General features: G+C 70.0%; 19 protein-coding genes. 8 read left to right on the plus strand and 11 right to left on the minus strand.

The window, feature by feature from the left end:
- Positions 1-528 precede the first annotated feature (528 nt).
- The 4 genes from ACFY2B_RS36540 to ACFY2B_RS36555 are packed head-to-tail and all read left to right on the plus strand — an operon-like array spanning position 529 to position 5420.
- Positions 529-1794: a hypothetical protein gene (locus ACFY2B_RS36540; RefSeq protein ID WP_390767350.1), complete on the plus strand. Its 1266-nt coding sequence runs from the start codon at positions 529-531 to the stop codon at positions 1792-1794.
- Positions 1784-4297 carry a Helicase associated domain protein gene (locus tag ACFY2B_RS36545; protein ID WP_390767351.1) on the plus strand — a complete coding sequence of 838 codons (2514 nt, stop codon included), beginning with the start codon at positions 1784-1786 and terminating at the stop codon, positions 4295-4297. Before ACFY2B_RS36540 ends, ACFY2B_RS36545 begins: the two co-directional genes overlap by 11 nt.
- Positions 4297-4596 (plus strand): hypothetical protein, encoded by a 300-nt coding sequence (locus ACFY2B_RS36550; protein ID WP_390767352.1) that lies wholly within the window; start codon positions 4297-4299, stop codon positions 4594-4596. Before ACFY2B_RS36545 ends, ACFY2B_RS36550 begins: the two co-directional genes overlap by 1 nt.
- Positions 4593-5420 carry a hypothetical protein gene (locus ACFY2B_RS36555; protein ID WP_390767353.1) on the plus strand — a complete coding sequence of 276 codons (828 nt, stop codon included), beginning with the start codon at positions 4593-4595 and terminating at the stop codon, positions 5418-5420. The genes ACFY2B_RS36550 and ACFY2B_RS36555 overlap by 4 nt, the downstream gene beginning before the upstream one ends.
- Positions 5421-5482: 62 nt before the next feature.
- Here ACFY2B_RS36555 and ACFY2B_RS36560 read toward each other — a convergent pair whose 3' ends face one another.
- The 3 genes from ACFY2B_RS36560 to ACFY2B_RS36570 form a co-directional block, all read right to left on the minus strand.
- Positions 5483-5707, minus strand: coding sequence for a hypothetical protein (locus tag ACFY2B_RS36560; RefSeq protein WP_390767354.1), 225 nt, complete (start codon positions 5705-5707; stop codon positions 5483-5485).
- A gap of 2 nt (positions 5708-5709) precedes the next feature.
- Positions 5710-6060 (minus strand): hypothetical protein, encoded by a 351-nt coding sequence (locus tag ACFY2B_RS36565; protein ID WP_390767355.1) that lies wholly within the window; start codon positions 6058-6060, stop codon positions 5710-5712.
- Between the two features lie 134 nt (positions 6061-6194).
- Positions 6195-7226 (minus strand): YaaC family protein, encoded by a 1032-nt coding sequence (locus ACFY2B_RS36570; protein ID WP_390767356.1) that lies wholly within the window; start codon positions 7224-7226, stop codon positions 6195-6197.
- 531 nt (positions 7227-7757) lie between these two features.
- On the opposite strand from ACFY2B_RS36570, the gene ACFY2B_RS36575 reads away from it, so the two are divergent.
- Positions 7758-8054 (plus strand): hypothetical protein, encoded by a 297-nt coding sequence (locus ACFY2B_RS36575; protein WP_390767357.1) that lies wholly within the window; start codon positions 7758-7760, stop codon positions 8052-8054.
- Positions 8055-8326: 272 nt separating this feature from the next.
- Here ACFY2B_RS36575 and ACFY2B_RS36580 read toward each other — a convergent pair whose 3' ends face one another.
- Together ACFY2B_RS36580 and ACFY2B_RS36585 are read right to left on the minus strand one after the other, a co-directional pair.
- Entirely contained in the window at positions 8327-8719 is a 393-nt protein-coding gene (locus tag ACFY2B_RS36580) for a hypothetical protein (protein ID WP_390767358.1), read from the minus strand.
- 329 nt (positions 8720-9048) lie between these two features.
- Positions 9049-9777, minus strand: coding sequence for a sulfite exporter TauE/SafE family protein (locus ACFY2B_RS36585; RefSeq protein WP_390767359.1), 729 nt, complete (start codon positions 9775-9777; stop codon positions 9049-9051).
- A gap of 234 nt (positions 9778-10011) precedes the next feature.
- On the opposite strand from ACFY2B_RS36585, the gene ACFY2B_RS36590 reads away from it, so the two are divergent.
- Positions 10012-10437, plus strand: coding sequence for a hypothetical protein (locus ACFY2B_RS36590; protein ID WP_390767360.1), 426 nt, complete (start codon positions 10012-10014; stop codon positions 10435-10437).
- A 145-nt stretch (positions 10438-10582) separates the two neighbouring features.
- On the opposite strand, the gene ACFY2B_RS36595 is transcribed toward ACFY2B_RS36590, so the two are convergent.
- The 4 genes from ACFY2B_RS36595 to ACFY2B_RS36610 form a co-directional block, all read right to left on the minus strand.
- On the minus strand, positions 10583-11584 hold the full coding sequence (locus ACFY2B_RS36595; protein WP_319367145.1) for a recombinase family protein: 1002 nt from the start codon (positions 11582-11584) through the stop codon (positions 10583-10585).
- A gap of 265 nt (positions 11585-11849) precedes the next feature.
- Positions 11850-12299, minus strand: coding sequence for a DUF2267 domain-containing protein (locus ACFY2B_RS36600; RefSeq protein WP_390767361.1), 450 nt, complete (start codon positions 12297-12299; stop codon positions 11850-11852).
- 53 nt (positions 12300-12352) lie between these two features.
- Complete coding sequence (locus ACFY2B_RS36605) at positions 12353-12748, minus strand: DUF2267 domain-containing protein (RefSeq protein WP_319367143.1); 396 nt, start codon at positions 12746-12748, stop codon at positions 12353-12355.
- A gap of 105 nt (positions 12749-12853) precedes the next feature.
- A complete protein-coding gene (locus ACFY2B_RS36610; RefSeq protein WP_319367142.1) occupies positions 12854-13285 on the minus strand; it encodes an Hsp20/alpha crystallin family protein in 432 nt (143 codons plus the stop codon).
- 128 nt (positions 13286-13413) lie between these two features.
- Here ACFY2B_RS36610 and ACFY2B_RS36615 point away from each other — a divergent pair, with 128 nt between their 5' ends.
- Positions 13414-14043: a type III effector protein gene (locus ACFY2B_RS36615; RefSeq protein WP_390767362.1), complete on the plus strand. Its 630-nt coding sequence runs from the start codon at positions 13414-13416 to the stop codon at positions 14041-14043.
- 694 nt (positions 14044-14737) lie between these two features.
- Complete coding sequence (locus ACFY2B_RS36620; protein ID WP_319367140.1) at positions 14738-15082, plus strand: helix-turn-helix domain-containing protein; 345 nt, start codon at positions 14738-14740, stop codon at positions 15080-15082.
- Between the two features lie 124 nt (positions 15083-15206).
- On the opposite strand, the gene ACFY2B_RS36625 is transcribed toward ACFY2B_RS36620, so the two are convergent.
- Both ACFY2B_RS36625 and ACFY2B_RS36630 read right to left on the minus strand, forming a co-directional pair.
- Positions 15207-15812, minus strand: coding sequence for a Tn3 family transposase (locus ACFY2B_RS36625; protein WP_390767363.1), 606 nt, complete (start codon positions 15810-15812; stop codon positions 15207-15209).
- A 213-nt stretch (positions 15813-16025) separates the two neighbouring features.
- A complete protein-coding gene (locus tag ACFY2B_RS36630) occupies positions 16026-16937 on the minus strand; it encodes a LysR family transcriptional regulator (protein ID WP_390767364.1) in 912 nt (303 codons plus the stop codon).
- Positions 16938-16975: the final 38 nt, after the last annotated feature.

The raw sequence follows: 16975 nt of genomic DNA on the forward strand, positions 1-16975 counted from the left end.
CGTGACCCGGCGTCAACCTGCTGGCTTCGCCAGCAGGTTGGGCCCGCTCCGCTGCGCTCCGCAGGCCACGGCCGCAAAGCGGCCGATCCGGGCTCGCGTCCGGCACGGGGCCTCCGCTGCGCTCCGGCCCCCAACCTCCAGACCGTGAAGGGTGAACGTGAGGAAAAGCGGCAGCAGGGAGGGGAGGGGGAGGTCGGGGAACAGGGTGCGGGCCGAAACGGGGGCACGGCCGAAGGAGTGACAGATGGTCAGTGAGCAGGGAGGTTGAACGGCTGGTGACCCACCATCAGGGTGGCTTTCCGGGGTGACCATAGGGCAACAGTAACAGGATCAAGCCACGTTCGGGGGACCTTTGCCGTTCTGGGTGCTTCACTTTGAAGCACGAGATAGACTCTGGACTCACACAGCGGCACCGATGGAGTCGCACCGGCCCCGCCGGAAAGCGAGGAAGACGCAATGAATTCGAATTCGTTGGACTTCGAAACGCGTTTCAAAGCGCGCGAGGAAATCCACCGCGAGGTTACCGGATTGACGGCGCAGCAAATCCACGAACTGTATGTGGCTGCGGGTGGACTGGAGAATCACGAGGACAAGCCGCGTCCGTTCAGCACGGAAGACCGGCTTGCAGCGGTACGGCGGAACGAGCTGCTGCGCATCTGGAACCTGATGGCCCGTACGGGGTGGGATGCCTACTCCCCCGGGAGTGACCCGGAGGTGCACCGCTGGCGCCAGGCACGGCAAGAGCGTCAGGAGCGCGAGAGCGGTACGGCGGGGCCGGCCCCTGCTCAGATCCGCTACCGGATCGTGGCGCAGCGCACCGATCCGGGGCACCCGGGCGCGTCCACGCTGACGCACTACGCCTACGGCCTGTCGGTTGAGGAGGCTGTCGCCAAGGTGCGTAAGGCTCATGAGAAGCCGGGCGGGGTGTACGGGGACCAGGGCCTGTACCGCGTGGTGGAGGTGGTGGAGGAGAGCCCGGACAGCGAGCTCCGGCAGCGGGAGGAAGCCCGCCGGCGGTACCTGACCACGATCCTGGAGAACGCCACCGCCACCGTGCGCGGCCGTGAGCTGGAAGACCCGGACGCGGACCTGGTCCGCCGCCTGGACGACTTCTTCACCCGCGCCGTCACCTTCCCCGACCCGCACACCCCCGGCGTACATCCCCGGCCCCACCAGGCCACGTTCGGCTGGACCAGCGAGCAGCCCTACATCGAGCACGCCAGCGACCCCGGCCGCGCCTTGGCCCTGTTCTTCCTGGCCTACCTGGACCACTACGGCCTGAACCTGAAAGCGGCCTTCCGCACCAATCTCCAGGCCGTTCCGCCGCTGGTGACCGAGGGCCGGCCTTCTCGTAAAGCAGAGGGGGGCGAGGCACCGACGGAACTTGTCGAGCGGGTCCTGGACATCTGCGGACAGCACTATGCGGCTGTGACCGGCACCAGCTCCGAACAGTGGGACGAGGAATGGACCCGGGAGGTCCTGGGCATCGTCCTGCGGACCGTGCGCATGGCGGAGCGGGACGCCTACCCGCAGACCCTGGAGACGTACCTGCACGAGCGGCGGGCGCGGCTGGAGCGGCTGTGGCAGCGCTACGGGCCCGGCGGCATGTTCGCGGGCGAGGTCATGCTGATCGACATGCCGGGCTGCTTCGTGCTGTGCGAGCGGATCGACAGCGATCCGCTCTGGCTCGGAGGAATGTGGGCGCAGGAGGGCCAGGACGACAGCGCGCTCGAAAGGCTCCATGACAGCTGGCTGTACGACACGAGGGATAAGGACGGCGGAAATGACCGCTAATCAGCGCGATGCGGCGCAGCGGGAGGCTATTGACGCTGTTCTGCGAGCTCTGGAATTGCCTGCAAGATCTCTTGTGCCGGAGCGAGGTCTCCGGACTCAGGTGATCATGGCGACCGGATCGGGGAAGACCCGGGTCGCGGCGCGTAGCTCTGAGGAGCTCCACGCGGGCCGTGTGCTGGTGCTCGTGCCCTCGCTGGATCTGCTCGTCCAGACCGAGTCGGCGTGGCGGGAGGCCGGGCGCCGGGGCCCGATGATCGGTGTCTCGTCCCTGCGGGGTGAGGAAGCCTCCTTCCCCAACACCACGGACGTGGACGAACTGGTCCACTGGGTAAGGCCGTTGGACAAGGTCACGGTGTTCGCCACGTACGCCTCGCTCGGGCTGGGCACGCTGGAGCGCGCCCACAAGGCCGGCCTTCCGGGCTGGGACCTGATCGTCGTGGACGAGGCCCACCGGGTTTCGGGCCGGATCGGGAAGCCGTGGGCGGTCGTCCACGACAACCTGAAGATCCCGTCCTTGCGCCGCCTGTACATGACGGCCACGCCCCGGCTGTGGCAGCTCGGGGACGAGGACGAGGCCGGCGCCCCGGGCGAGCTGGTGGCGAGCATGGAGGACGACCCCGAGGGCCCCTTCGGCAGCCGCTGCTTCACCCTGACCCTCTCGGAGGCCATCGACCGGGGAATCTGTGCTCCCTACCAGGTCGTATGCGTGGACATCACTGACACCGCGCTCCAGGCCGCGCAGCTTCTGGGCGCCGAGGGCCGCTCCGCAGAGGTCCGCGGGGCCCGGCTCGCCGCGTTGCAGACCGCCCTGGTGAAGGCGTCCGCGGAGGAGAACTTCCGCCGCACGCTCGTCTTCCACCACGTCGTCAAGGAAGCCGAAGCCTTCGCGGCCGGCCTTCCGGACGTCGCCGCACAGCTCCACGCCAGCGACCCCGTGCTGTACCCGAAGACGATCTGGGCGGACTGGGTCTACGGCGACCACAAGGCACTCCACCGCCGCCGGCTGCTCGGTGAGTTCGCGTCCGGGGTCGCCACGGACGGCACCGTGGTGGAGAAGTGCTTCCTGTGCTCGGTGAAGGTTCTGGGCGAGGGGGTCGACACCAAGAACTGCGACTCCGTGTACTGGGCGGACGTGCGCGGCTCGATGCCCGACCTCGTCCAGGCCGTGGGGCGGGCGCTGCGGATGCAGCCGGGCGAGGGCAAGCTCGCCAGCCTGGTCGTCCCGGTGCTGCTCGGGCCCGGCGAGACGGCCGACAACATGCTCACGAGCCGGGCGTTCGGCGGGCTGGCCAAGCTGGTGGAGGCGCTGCGGGCGCACGACGCCAGGATCGTGGAGCCCCTTGCGGAGCAGCAGGCCCCGAGCCGCTACAAGCCCGTCAGGAAGGACGAGAGCGGGAAGGGCACGGGCGGGAGCGGGGAGGGCTCAGGGGGCGTCAGCGCCCCCGCCAAGGCCCTGCTGAAGTTCTCCACGCCGCGTGACCCGGCCACCCTCGCGGCGTTCATCAACCTGCGTGTCGTCAACCCGGAGCACGAGCACTGGCGGCGCGGCGTGGAGGCCGCCGTGATCTACGCCCGCGAGCACGGCGACCTGCGGGTGCCGTTCACGTTCCGCGTGCCCGCCGCCGTCGACGGCCAGGAGACGGAAGGCGAGGGGTGGCCGGCCTCGCTCGCCGGGTTCCCGCTGGGGCAGTGGACCGCCGACGCGCGCCGGTTCTACGCCCGCGGCGAGATGGACGAGGACCGCGTCGCCCAGCTGGAGAAGCTCGGCATGATCTGGTCGCACTTCGACGTCGCCTGGGAGGAGGGCCTCACGGCCGCGCGCGGGTGGGCTGCCGAGAACGGGCACCTCCTGGCGCCGCTGGACGCCACCTTCCAGGGCGCGGCGGTGGGCATCTGGCTCAAGAACGCGCGGGCCGCCGCGAGGAAGGCCACGGAGAACGAGCGGCGGCGTGCCGAGGGGCTGCCGGTTCAGTCGTCGGCCGGGGCGCTGTCGGACGAGCGGCGCGAGCAGCTGGAGGAGATCGACGCCTCCTGGTGCCCGTCGTGGCCGGTGACCTGGCAGCGTGCCTTCCACCTGGTGAGGATGCACCTGGACGCGGGCCAGGCGCTGCCCACCGAGGCGGGCGACGTCGTACGCCAGGGCGAGGACCTGGGGCGTTGGGTGCAGTCCGTGCGGTACGGCTGGGACGAGCTCACGACCGTGCAGCAGTGGATGTGCGAGCAGGTCCTCGGGATCACACCCATGCCCGAAGAGGAGAAGCCGCAGCGGCCCCGTACGCAGGCCGACAAGTGGAACGCCCACCTCGGTGCCGCCCGGCAGTTCTTCGAACGCGAGGGCCACCTCACGGTCTCCCGCAAGCACGTGGAGACCGTGCTCTGTGAGGGCGGCCGGGAGGACCAGTTCCGGCTGGGGGCGTGGGTGAACAACCAGCGGAGCCGGGCCGCCGGGCTGTCGCCGGAGCGGGTGGAGCAGCTGTCCAAGGTCGGGATGAGGTGGTCCTGATGGTGGGCGTCGTCGTCACCGCGGCTGCCGCGCTCGCGGCCGGCTATCTGCTCGGACGGCTGCGCCCGTGGCGGCAGGCGGGTGACTGGGCGGCCGATCAGGTCCGCTTCGCCGGGGCGTGGGTCCGGGGCGGCGTCGTGCGGCAGGCCGTCGTCGTCCTGGTCCACGTCGTCACCGCGCCGCGCACCAGCTGGCGCATCATGCGCACCCCCGCCGCCGACACCACGGTGCCGGTGCCCGTACGCGATCCGGACTGGGTCGCCCACCGCACCCGAGCAGACAAGGGAGGCACCCCGTGAGCGCTGAGCAGCACGACGCCGACGGGTACGGCCAGGAGCTGGCCGCCATCAGCCACCACCAGCACGAGGCCACGAGCGCACGGTTCACGGTCTTCCAGGCCCTGGCCGCCGTCGGGATCGGACACGAGCAGGCCGACGACATCGTGGCGCAGCTGGAGGCCGGGGCGGTGGCCGGCGCCCACACCTGGATCTCCGAGAGCAGCGCCCCGCACGGGTCCGAGCCGCGGTTCGAGGACGGCTGGCACGCCGGGGTTCGCGACGTCGCGAGCTACCTGCGGCGGATCGCCGACCGCACCGCCACCATCGAGCGCGGGCGCGCCGCCTCCAGCGCCATGTTGGTCGCCCACCTTCAACAGCCACCGGTCTCCCCCGCCCCGGAGGAGACGACGGCGGATGATCCCGCCCCGGCCCCCGACCCGGTGCCGCCGCTGGAGGCGAAGGACGTCTTGGCGGCGGCGGAACGCTTCCCGTGGGCCGCGGCCGCGCCGGGGACGCGCCACTGGCCGGACGGGTCGGACTTCCTGGATGCCGCGCTGAGCGCGGTGGGCGACGAGGAACGCGCGGGGTACATCGAGCGCCTGGAGGCGTTCGTGGAGGAGCACCGCGACCGCCTGGAGGAGCTGCTGCGTGCGTACGGGCCGAGCAGCAGGCCCGCCTCGCACGGCCGGTACGCGCTGGTCGGTCAGCCTGAGACCCTGGTCATCCTGGAGCGGATGGAGACCGCGCCGTTCCTCCTGCGTGGCCGGTGGGAGGAGGAGCTGGAGACCGTGTTCCTGGACGACCTCGAGTTCGCGTGGGGGCCGCGGATCCGCCTCAGCCGGTGAATACCCGGGAACGAGCAGCGGGGCCGGGCAGGGTGATCCTGTCCGGCCCCGCTGTCGTCGGGTCAGCCGAAGTCGAGCGTGTCCTGTGCGAAGTCGGCCGGGGCCGGGGTGGGCGAAGGCGGCGGTGCGCCGTCTTGGCTGGCGGCCTTCCAGCGTTCGGCCAGCTCGTCCTTCCAGCCCTTCGGCGGGGGCCACGGCACGCCCCAGGCGGCGAGCTGGTCTCGCTTCCAGCCGCCGGCGGGCGTGCGGGCGGCTTCGACCGCTTCGGGCGAGGGCAGGTTGGTCATGGTCAGCGGCCGCCCATGAGGAACAGGGCCGACGCCGGGTTGGCGAGGCTCTTGCCCAGCTGCTCGCTGTCGGCCGCGACCGTCCGCAGTTCCGCGGCGGTCGTGGCTACCTCGGTCTTCACGTCGCCCTGTTCCACCGTGACCTTGTCGCTCTTGGCCAGGAGCTCCAGGACGTCGGCGGTCTGCTCGAACGCCTGCGGGAGCCGCTCGACCAACGACTTCAGCGCCTGGGTGGACTCCGACAGCGCGGGCGCGGACAGCTCCTTCGCGTCGTCCAGCACCACGCGGTTGAACTCTTCGATCAGGTCCCGGGCCTGACGCACCAACTGCGCCGGATCCATCTTCGCCGCCATGTTCTCGCCCCTCGCCGCTGAAATGGTGGCCCTCAGTCTCCCAGAGCGGGGACGGCGGCAGGCCCGCTTGGAGGAGATGTGTGGAGGCCCCGGGCAACCCGACCGCCGTGGCCTCCACACTGTGCTACCGCTGGTCAGGTGCTCACCTCGGTGATGGTGTCCGCGATCAGGACGGGCAGGTGGCTGAGGGCACGCTCCAGGAGCCGTTCGATCGAGACGGCGTGCTGGCTGTTGTCGACGCTGATGTTGGTCACCCAGCTCGCGGGTTCGTAGCGGGCGAGCATCGACAGGGTGTACAGGACCGCCCACCAGGCCATCAGCGGGTGCAGTTCGCGGGGCATCGGGGCGAGGACGGGAAGGAAGTACCGCTGGCCCGCGTAGGGGCGGGTCATGGTCAGCAGGTACTCAAGGCGTCCGGCTGCGGTTGCCGATCCCTGGGGCATCTCCCAGTTGACCACCAGTTCGCCGCCACCGTGGTCGTAGCGGGTGTACTCGGGTGTCGCCGCGGCACCAAGGTTGAAGGCGCGCGTGGTCACGTAGCTCTCGTGCCGGGCGACGGCGGGGTAGGCGGTGAGGAAGTCAGCGAGCGCCTGGCGACTGCCGTCGTCGATGACCCGGTCCGGGATGTCGCACACGGGGATGCTCAGCAGGGGATGGTCCTGCTCGTGGATGGCGCTCGCGGCGGCGAAGAGCGGGGTGGGCCGCTCTCGCCCGGTAAGCGGATAGCCGAGGTTCAGGGGCAGCAGGTCCCACACGTCTTCCAGGCGCACTGCGTCCTTCTCCCACACCGGGGAGCCGAGGACTTCGCTGACCCGGACGAAGCTGCCGTGGGTGCCGGGCGGGTCGGTGCGGATCTCGATGTCGGGGAAGGGCTTGTCGAACCCGGATGCCTTGATCCCGTGGGTGACGAGCCGCCATTCCTCGCCCTTGAGGGTCACCGCGGCGGCCGCGATGGCACGGCCGGCTTGGCTCAGGCCGTAGAAGACCTGGAGCGGGCGCGTGGCGGGACCCACGACGGCGGCGGCGCGGAACATCTGCTCGGTCTGCTCCAGGGCCGCCGCGTAGGTCTTGCGGCGGGAGGCCGTTCCGTCAGCCCTGCCCGGTGGCTTCCAGCGGCTGGCCCGCAGCCGCTCCCACGCCTCATCGGCGTTCACATCGATGTACATGGCCCGGGACGCTACCCGCTGTCGAGTTGACGCCGCTGGGTGAATTTCTCCCTCGCGTACGCGGGCGTGGATCTAAGCGCATGCGTCCAACTTGCCTAAATTTAAAGGTTTTTGACAGACTTTCAGGTGTTCTGTCACGGTCTTGTTCGCCCGCTCCGGGCGGACCACGAGAGAGGAAGATCCCATGGCACGACGCACCGAGTACGACGAAAGCCAGGCCGCTGGACGTCTCCGGGTGCCCATCGCCGCCTTCCGATGGGCGCGTCACACCGGGCTTGTCCCGCTTCCCGGGCGCCTCCTCCTACCAGTGGTCGCGGGCCGCCGTGGTGATCTCTACGACGAGGCAGGACCCTCCGGGCCATGACCTTGTGCGCCGAGGGTCCGCGTCCGCTGCCGACGCGGACCCTCGGCGTGTTTGGGTATCGCCGCCCGGGCCGGACCAAGGCCACCGGCCGGACGGCGATACCCAAACGCGTTGACGACCGGCCGCACACGGCGGAAGGTGAACGGGCACGACGACCGAGGGAACACATGACAACGACCGACTACCAGCGCACCTACGCCCGCGTGGTCCGGGCCGGCCACAGCACGGCACACCTCTCCATCCCGGCCTGGTGCCAGGGCCAGATCACAGTCGGGGTATCGACCCTCGGCCTCATGAACGCCACCGGCCTGACACGCCCCGAGCTCGCCGGAACCGATCTGATCGTCACCGCCAACCTGGCCGCCGCCACCGACACCGACGTCGACCCGCACGGCTGGCAGCTCGCAGCCCCCACGGGACGGCAGCCAGCCGCCAGTCCCTCGGCGTTATCCACCGCCGCATAGGCCGACGGTTCGCGAACTGCCCGCGCTGCGGTTGCAGTAGCGCGCCAGCTGCTTCATCGTCACGTTGTGGGGGTGTGGGCCTCGAACACCAAATCGAGGCGGGACAAACTCACCCAGGAACAGCTTGACGCACTACGGGAACTCGGCATCGACTGGGCGGCGACGTGACGCCCGGGGCGCGGCGTCGTTGAACAGCACGCCCCTCAAGCCGGGCCCCGGGGATGTCAGGACAGCCCCCGGGGCCCGTGGCATGACCGGGACCGGAAGCCCGCCTACTGGTCCTCGTCGCCGCCGGCGGCTGACCCGCCCGTGGCCCTTCGTGGGATCTTCTTCACCGCTCCTTGCAAGGAACGCAACAGCTCCCGCTCGGCCTCTTCGGTGCGGGACTCGATGTTCCACGCCCGGACGTCGTCGACCAGGGACTCGATCGCCGCGTCGAGCCGCTGCCGCAGCAGGCCGGGCGTGAGGGCCTCGACCTCGACCGCGATACGGGGATCGATTCCCTCGGCCTGGCACTCCTCGCGGTAGCGCCTGTAGTTGACATCACGGGTGTTGACGTCATGGCTGGTGAACTGGCCGGAGCGGACATCGTCCGCGGTCACGGCGATCTGCCGGAACTCCAGGTCGATTCCACCGCTGCCGTAACGCTCCATACGCCCGACCACGGAACGAGGAACACATCTCCCCGTGGGATCCCAGTCGCCACAGAAGACAACCGTCACCCCTCTGCCCTGCCGCGCGTACTCCTGCACAGCCTCGTACACGAAAGTCTTCGACGACTGGCCACGGCACGAGTACAGCCCCACACCCCAGACCGAGGTGACCGGCTGGAGAACGCCGGCCACCGAGTCACTTATCCCGCCACTGTGGTGTGCTCTCCTCACGCGGGAGCAGATGTCGTTCTTCCTGGTGAGGCGGCCAGGGCGACGGTCAGTACCTGCAACAGTGGTGTTGCTCTCCGGCTCCTTTGGTTCGCAAGCGGGAGGGTGGACGATCAGCCGCCTGTGATGGCCAGTAGGAGACCGGAGGTGATCAGACCGATCTCAACCACGATGACGAAGACGTGGGCGGGGAGCCGGTCGACGATCTTCTTGCCGGCCCAGGCGCCTGCGGTGCTGGCGGGTGCGAGGGCCAGGCCGATGGCGGCGTTGGAGGCGGTCAGTACGGCTGCGGCGCCGAAGACCACCAGTTTGGTCAGGTGCATCACCACGGCGGAAGCGGCCTCGGTGCCGATGTAGGCGCCTTTCAGCAGGCCGCGGGCGAGGAAGAACGGGGCGACCATCGGGCCGACCGAGCCGACCAGGGCGGAGCCGAAGCCGGAGGCGGCGCCGACGGCGGCGAAGGCGCGGTCGTCCAGCCGGGCGGCGTGCGGCTTCCAGCGCCGCCAGGCGACCATGACCAGCAGGAACACGCCGATGAGGCGGGTGAGAGCGGGCAGGGGTGCGGTGGCGAACAGCAGCGCGCCGGCGACGGCGGCCGGGACGGCGCCGAGGGCGAAGATGCCGACGAGGCGCCGGTCGACCTCGTGGCGGTTGAACCACACCCGGCTGCCGTTGCTGGCCAGTTGGGCGACGGTGAGGACGGCGACCGCGTCGCGGGTGCCCAGGACCGCGACGAACACCGGCAGCAGCAGCACCCCGCCGCCGAATCCGGCGACCGCGGACAGGGCCGCAGTGCCGAAGGCGGCGGCGACGATAGCGGTGACCTGCACTGCCTGTTCCATGCGGGGGATTCTTCCGTCCGCAGTGGTGGCAGGGTCGAGTGGGTGGCTCTCTGGGAGGTTCAGCCTGTGGCGGCATCCGCACCAGACAGCGGAGGAGGCTCGGCGCTGGCCGCATCGGCCGGACGTCCTGCTGGATGAACGCGAGCGCGCCGGACCCCGGCTCTGTGAGGGGGCCGGGTGCCGGAACTTCGGCGTCAGGACGCGGTAGCCGCTGTGGAGCGGTAGACAGGAAGGGTGACGGACAGCGAGCCGGACGCCGTCGGCGCGGACGAGGCCCAGCCTGAGCTGTGTGACCGGTGCGGGGCCATGATCGACGACGGCTCCGAGCTGTATGCGGTCGTGCGGGACTCCTCCGTGGTCCACGCCCACGACCCGAAACTCGACGGCGGCCGGATGATCGTCGCCTGCTCTCGCGAACATCTGCGCGAGCTGCAAGATCAGTACCGGCAGCGGCCATTCGTCGACGCTGAGCTATGGGCGGGCAAGATCTACCGGGCGATCGACGAGCACCCCGACGGTATGAGCGAGGAGGCGCTGGTTGAGGCGACCGGGCTCACTCCGGCCCAGATCGAGCTCGGCGTGCTGTGGCAGAACCTGGGTGCCCTGCGCTGGCACGAGCGATTCGGCCGGGGCGGCAACGCGGACGGCGCTGACGAGTGACTGGCATCGGCGGTCAGTCGTGCCGTGCGAGCTTGGCCGCAGAAACGAGCAGGATCACGGACAGGGGTATCGCCGAGGTGAGCCCAAAAGGGGCCATGGGATGATCTTGCTCGATGAGTGAACCCGGCGACGGGGGCCGTCGTCGTCAGCCTGCCGTCTGCGCCCCGGCCCCGGTGCGGGGTTCGGGAAGCGCGCCGCCGGCTTGGAGGGTGGCGAAGTCGGCGTGGGCCTGCTCGATGGCCTCGGGGTATGCCTCGCGTTTGGCGTGCTCTGCGAGCGCCCGGTAGATGCTGGCGACGGAGGGGTTCTGTCCCTTGCGCTTGCCGGTGGGAATGATCAGGTCGGGCTGGATCTGCTCGACCGTCTCGCCGAGTGCCCGGCGCCGCAGGACGGTGTGCAGCATGTCCTCGGTGATGACCGGCGGCCGGCCGCCGTGCTTTCCCTTGCGGGCCGCGGTGTCGAGCCCTTCCAGGGTTGACTCCCGGATGTTCTCCCGCTCGGTCTCCGCCATCGCCGCGAAGAACGCGAACAGCAGCCTGCCGTGCCCGCTGGGGTCGTACATGCCCGCCAGCGGTCCGGCGAGCATCTCCAGCACGAGGCCGTGGGCGGACAGGTGGTCGGCGAGCGCGGTGAGTTCGGCGGCGTCGCGGCCGAGCCGCTTCATCTCGTAGACCGTGAGGATCACCCGGCAGTGCGGGGCGTGGGCCTTGATCTCCCGGGCGGCGCTCAGCGCGGCCTCGAATGCGGGGCGGACCCGCACCCGGGTGCTGATCTTCTCGGCGAAGATCTTGTCCCGGGGGATGTTCTTGGCGGCGAGCGCGTCGAGTTGGGAGTCGAGTTCCTGGCCGAGGGTCGAGCAGCGCGCGTAGCCGATCCGGATGTCGGCGGTCGGGGTGTCGGGGTCGATCGGCGCCGGGGGCGGGGTGCCGGGCCGCCATGGCTGCCCGGGGCCCCGGTCGGCCGGGGTGGGCACCCGCAGCAGCTTCGCCAGCCGGGGCACCTTGGTGAAGCGGCCCGTGTGGTAGGCGCCGGCGACCGCGCCGCCGCGCGAACGGCACGGCGATCCGGCCTCGGCGCCGCAGCGCGGACACGGGTGGCGCTCGATGTCGTCCACATCGGACACGGGGGCGGTTTGAGGGTCCGTCATGAGCCGCGATTTTCGCACAATGCAAGTCTCAGAAGGGGGTCCGTCCCGCTATTGAGTGAGAACGAGTTCTGCGAACCGATCCGGGGCCCGGAGAGACTTCCCGGCCGTCGAGTGATCTTGCTCTGGCAAAGGACCGTTTATGAGAGACACCGCCCCAGACGGTCATCATGCACAGCGAAGGCGGAAGTCCCCGATCGCGCGGATCGGGGACTTCGCCAAGGGCCGCCGGAGGGATCCTGTTGCCGCCCCGGGGTGCCGGTGCCGTTTACGCGGCGGAGGTGAGTTCGGCGCAGCCGAACAACAGCGCGTGGCCGGTGGGGAGCTGATCGAGGATGCGGGTGATGAGGTCAGGGCCTGCGTGGGCGGCGACGGCCGCGAAGACGGAGCCGGTGTCCCAGCGGGTGGTGGCCAGGGAGGCGCCGGAGCGGGCGGCGAGGTCCTTGACGAAGGCCCAGCCGGTCACCGGCTGGGTGTCGGGGATCTGTGCGGTCAGGACACGTGCGGCTTCCAGGGGCAGGCAGGCGGCTAGGTCGACGCGTTCGTCGCCGGTCAGCTGGCGTCCCAGCCCCGCGAGAACCAGGCGGACGGCTTCCTCGGCTTTCTCGCGGGCGGGGTAGGCGCCTTCGTAGCGGACCTTCTCCAGCATCTGCTCATACGCCGTCGAGTACGGCTGCTGGTGCTGGTGCTCAGACGGTACGCGTACGTCGGTGATCACTGCGGTGCATGCCTTTCGTGGAGCGGTGCGGGTGTGGGGCACCGAGGTAGGGGTCAGGTGGGCTGGGGGCGGCCGAAGAGGAGGTCGTAGCCGGCGGGGAGCTGGAGCAGGATCTGTCCCATCAGGTCGTCGCCGGCGGTGTCGGCGACCGTTGACAGGACGGCGCTGACGTCCCAGGTCGCGGTCTGCTCGGTGGCGCCCTCGATCCAAGCCGCGGTCGCCCGCACGAACCGCTCCGTTGGTAGCGGTTCGGCGCTCTGCAGCGGGTTGAGCAGGATCAGGGCGAATTCCTCCGGCAGGCGGGCTGCGAGCTGGGCGCGGACTTCGCCGACCAGGTGGGCGCCGAGCAGGGCAAGCACTACGCGGGCCGCGCGCTCGGCTTCCTCCGGAGTGCCGTACTCGCCGCGTTCCTTGACGTGGTCCAGGAACGCTTCGCGTCGCAGAGTCATCTTGGCCGCCACCCCTTCTTGTCTCTTCGTTGCCCGTAGGGGTGCGGAGGGCGGGATGGAGGGGGAGATCAGGTGCCCGCGTCCTCCGCACCGGTCCGGCCGGTGTCAGCCGGAGATCTCCTTGTGGCCGGATCCGACGCCGATGGAGATCTTGCGGGGCTTGGCGCGCTCGGCGATCGGGATGCGCAGGGTGAGCACGCCCGCGTCGTAGTCGGCCTTGATGTGCTCGGTGTCGAGGGTGTCAGCGAGCACGATCTGGCGGGAGAAGACGCCCAGCGGCCGCTCAGAGAGTTCCATCTGCACGTCGTCGGCCTTCGCGACCGGCCGGCGCTCGGCCTTGACGGTGAGCATGTTCCGCTCGACGTCGATGTCGATCGCGTCCGCGGTAACGCCGGGAAGGTCGAAGGCCACCACGTACTGGTCGCCCTCGCGGTAGGCGTCCATCGGCATCGCCGACGGCTTCGACCAGGTGCCCGGGCCCATCAGCTGCTGCGCCAGCCGGTCCAGCTCACGGAAGGGGTCAGTGCGCATCAACATCGTGAAAACACCTCCAGCAGGTTCAGGCAGTTACTGCCAATGCGCCTCACTGACACCGTTGTAACATGTCATCCAATGGATGACAAACACGATGTCGTCTACATGATGACAACCTGAGGGAGGTGCCCGTGACCGCACCCGACCAGCCGGTCTCCACCGACGCCGACGCCCACAGCCCGGCGTCGTTCCTCGCCGCCGCGGCGGCCCTGGAAGCCATAGACGACGCCCTGCGCGACGCCCAGCACGAGACCCCCGACACCCTCGGCGCCGGGCCGGCCCCGGAGCAGGCCCTCGCCTCGCTGATGCTGCTGCGGCAGGTACGTGAGCGGCTCGCCGGATGGGAGACCGGCCTGATCGAAACGGCCCGGGACGCGGGCGCCAGCTGGGCCGACCTCGCCTCTCCCCTGGGTGTCGCCAGCCGCCAGGCCGCCGAGCGCCGCTACCTGCGCGGCCGCCCCGGCCCGGCCGGGACCACCGGCGAACAGCGCGTAACGGCCACCCGCCAGGCCCGGGCCGCCGACCGCAACACCGCCACCTGGGCCCGTCGCAATGCGGCCGACCTGCGCCGCCTCGCCGGCCAGATCACCGCCCTCACCGACCTTCCCCCCGCCGCCCGCCGCCCACTCAATGAGCTCCACGCGGCCCTCGCCCACAACGACCCCGCCGACCTCATCGCGCCCCTGGCCGCCGCCCGCCCCCACCTGGCCGCCGCCCACCCCGACCTCGCCGCCCGGCTCGACACCCTCGCTCCCCCCTGACCCCGCCCGGTGCCCCGCAACAGCCCAGTCAGCCTCCGCCCCGGGCGGACCCCCGATTGCCCTCGAAGTCCGGCGGCAGATCGTCCTCCGGGTTACGCCACCGGTTCGCCCCCGGCGCCCAGATCTCCCGCCGACGCAGCGCATCCCGCCAGCGACCAGCACACACAGCTTGTAGAGGATGGCCAGCTTCCTCGTCCGCGCCTCGTGGGTTCGTGCCGGGGCATCACTCATGCAGGTGTGTTTGCAGCAGAACTACGCGCATCGAACCTGAAGAAAATCTGTCGCGGTCACAGTAGATATTGGCTCATCGCAGGGTTATCTTTTTCGCGTACCCAGGAAGTCGAGATGGGCGCGGCAGAGATGAACTGCCACGCATGCAGGTCAAGCAGGACGCCCCACGGGGCTGCGAGCAGTACCCGCGTTATCCAGCAGTACGGCCGTGTAGCCGAAGGTAAAGGAGCAGACGCCATCAGGATCGCCCGGGCGAGGAAGAAGTCCGCCCGGGTACCGCAGGCCCCGGATTGGAAGGTGGTCCCCGGTCACGCATCCGCGATCCCCGCAGCCCCGCCCTCCCAGGCGGAACCTGCGGACAAAGAAGGCCGGCGCAGCAAGCCGGTAGATGGTGTTGAAAGCTCGGGGCCCGGGTGCCGTACGGCACCCGGGCCCCCCGACGTGTCCCTGAAAGAAGAGGTCTATGCCCCCTGCCAGTTCCCGTCCCGTCGACAGTCTCGACGATGACGACTACCCCGCCTACACCATGGGCCGGGCCGCCGAGATGCTCGGCACCACCCCCGCCTTCCTCCGCGCCCTCGGCGAACACCTCCTGATCACCCCGCTGCGCTCCGAAGGCGGCCACCGCCGCTACTCCCGCTACCAGCTGCGCATCGCCGCCCGCGCCCGCGAACTCGTCGACCAGGGCACCCCCATCGAAGCCGCCTGCCGCATCGTCATCCTCGAAGACCAGCTCGAAGAAGCCCGGCGCATCAACGAGCAGCTGCGCACACAAGGCCGCGAGTCGCAGTCGAAGAACTCAGCCTGAATCAGCACGCCGATCCTGGGGCAACACCGGCCAGCGGACGATGCTGCCGTCACCGGCCGCGCCGCCGTAAACACCCTCGAACAATCGTCCATGGACTGCATGATGCCGACCCGGCCGCGGCCTTTCAGGCGGCCTGACCGAAGCCGGCCGCGGCCGGGTCCGCATCGCGCAGCGGGGCGAAGTCCACGTCCAGCTTCGGGTCGTACGCCTCGGGCTGGATGCCGAGCTCGTGCGTGCTGTACTCGCCGAACCGGTTGATGTGCTCGGTCAGGTACGGCGAGATGTGCGCCAGGTCCTCCGGCTCGATCGTCCAGCCCTCCTCCAGCAGCTGGCGGACGATCTCGGCGATGTCCAGGGCGTTGTGAAAAATGACCGCGTTCGTGAGCAGAGCGTTGAACTTCATCGCCTTCTCCTGCTCGACCGGGTCGTTGTCGGCGATGACGCCGCGGTTACCGAAGCCGACCCACTGGGAGAACCGGTTGAACGACTCGACCTTGTTCGTCGCCGCGGTCACCCGCCGCCGTAGCGGCGCGTCGGAGAGGTAGCGCAGCAGCTGCACGGTGCGGATCACGCGGCCGACCTCGCGGAACGCGGCGTACGTGGCGTTCTTCTTGGAGCCCGACCGCAGCCGCTTCAGCAGCGTGGAGGAGGAGATCGCCCCTTCGCGCACCGAGACGGCCACCCGCATCAGGTGCCGGAACTGCGACTCGATCAGGTCCCAGTCGATCACGTTCTCCCGACACTACGAACGGCGGACCGACGGCGATCAGCCGACTCGAGCCGCGCCCGCAGCACGCACTTCCAGTCGGTCCCAGGTGCTTCGGGGCCCCTCAGATAACTGCCGGCCGAAGAACGAAACAAGGTCTGAGGTCAGCCGCAACAGCACCATTTCATCGGGCCACTTCACTCCCCAGCGCCTGATGAACGGGGACAGTCGAACTACTCAAGCGCGCCTTGAGACGACGTCGCCTCCACGCTGCCACATCTCGTAGTTCCCACATTCTGCCGTGATCTCGGCCGTCGACCGAGCCGCAGTGACGAAGTCATCTACTACCGGCGAGGTGTGAGACGCCGCCACCGCGAGGCACACCTGGTCGGGCGCCAGACTCGGGATGGGCACATAGACGACGTCCGGATGCGAGTAGAACACGGACGCCGAACGGGCCAGGAAGGAGATGCCCCGGCCGGCCGCGACATGCTCGAGCGTCTCGTCCACCCCGCGCACCGGGTACCCGGCATTGGGGAGCGGGCGCTTGGTGGGCTGCGTGCTCGGGTCGCCGTGCCAGACCAGCGGTTCGCCGGCCAGGTCGGCCTCGGTGACCTCCTCCTTGCCAGCAAACCGGTGTCCGGCGGGCAGCACCGCTACCCGAGGCTCGGTATACAGCGGGGTGACGCGCAGGCCGGCCTCGTCGATGGGCAGCCGCACGTAGCCGACATCGATACGGCCTTCGAGCAGCATCGCAGCCTGGTCGTCCCCCTCGATCCGCTGCACGTCCACGACCACGTCCGGGTGCCGGTCCTCGAACGCACGGGCCGCCGGGGTGACGGCAACGCCGGCCCGGAAACCGACCATTAGCCGCCGCTTGCCGCCGGCGGCTGCGGACACCCGGCGGCGGACCGCGTGGGTTGAGGCGAGCAGCGGACCGGCGTCGGCCAGCAGTTGCCGGCCTGCATCTGTCAGCTCCACGCCGTGGCGATCCCTGGTGAACAGTGAGGCGCCGAGATCCTGCTCGAGCGCACGGATCTGCCGGCTGAGCACCGGCTGCGCGATGTGCAGCTCATCGGCGGCGCGGCCGAAGTGCAACTGGTCGGCCACAGCGACGAAGTAACGCAGTTTGCGCAGGTCCAGATCCATGGCGCCTCCAGACTGGTGATGCCTCCAAGGTATCACCA

The organism is Streptomyces sp. NPDC001270, from assembly GCF_042896695.1.
Lineage (GTDB): Bacteria > Actinomycetota > Actinomycetes > Streptomycetales > Streptomycetaceae > Streptomyces.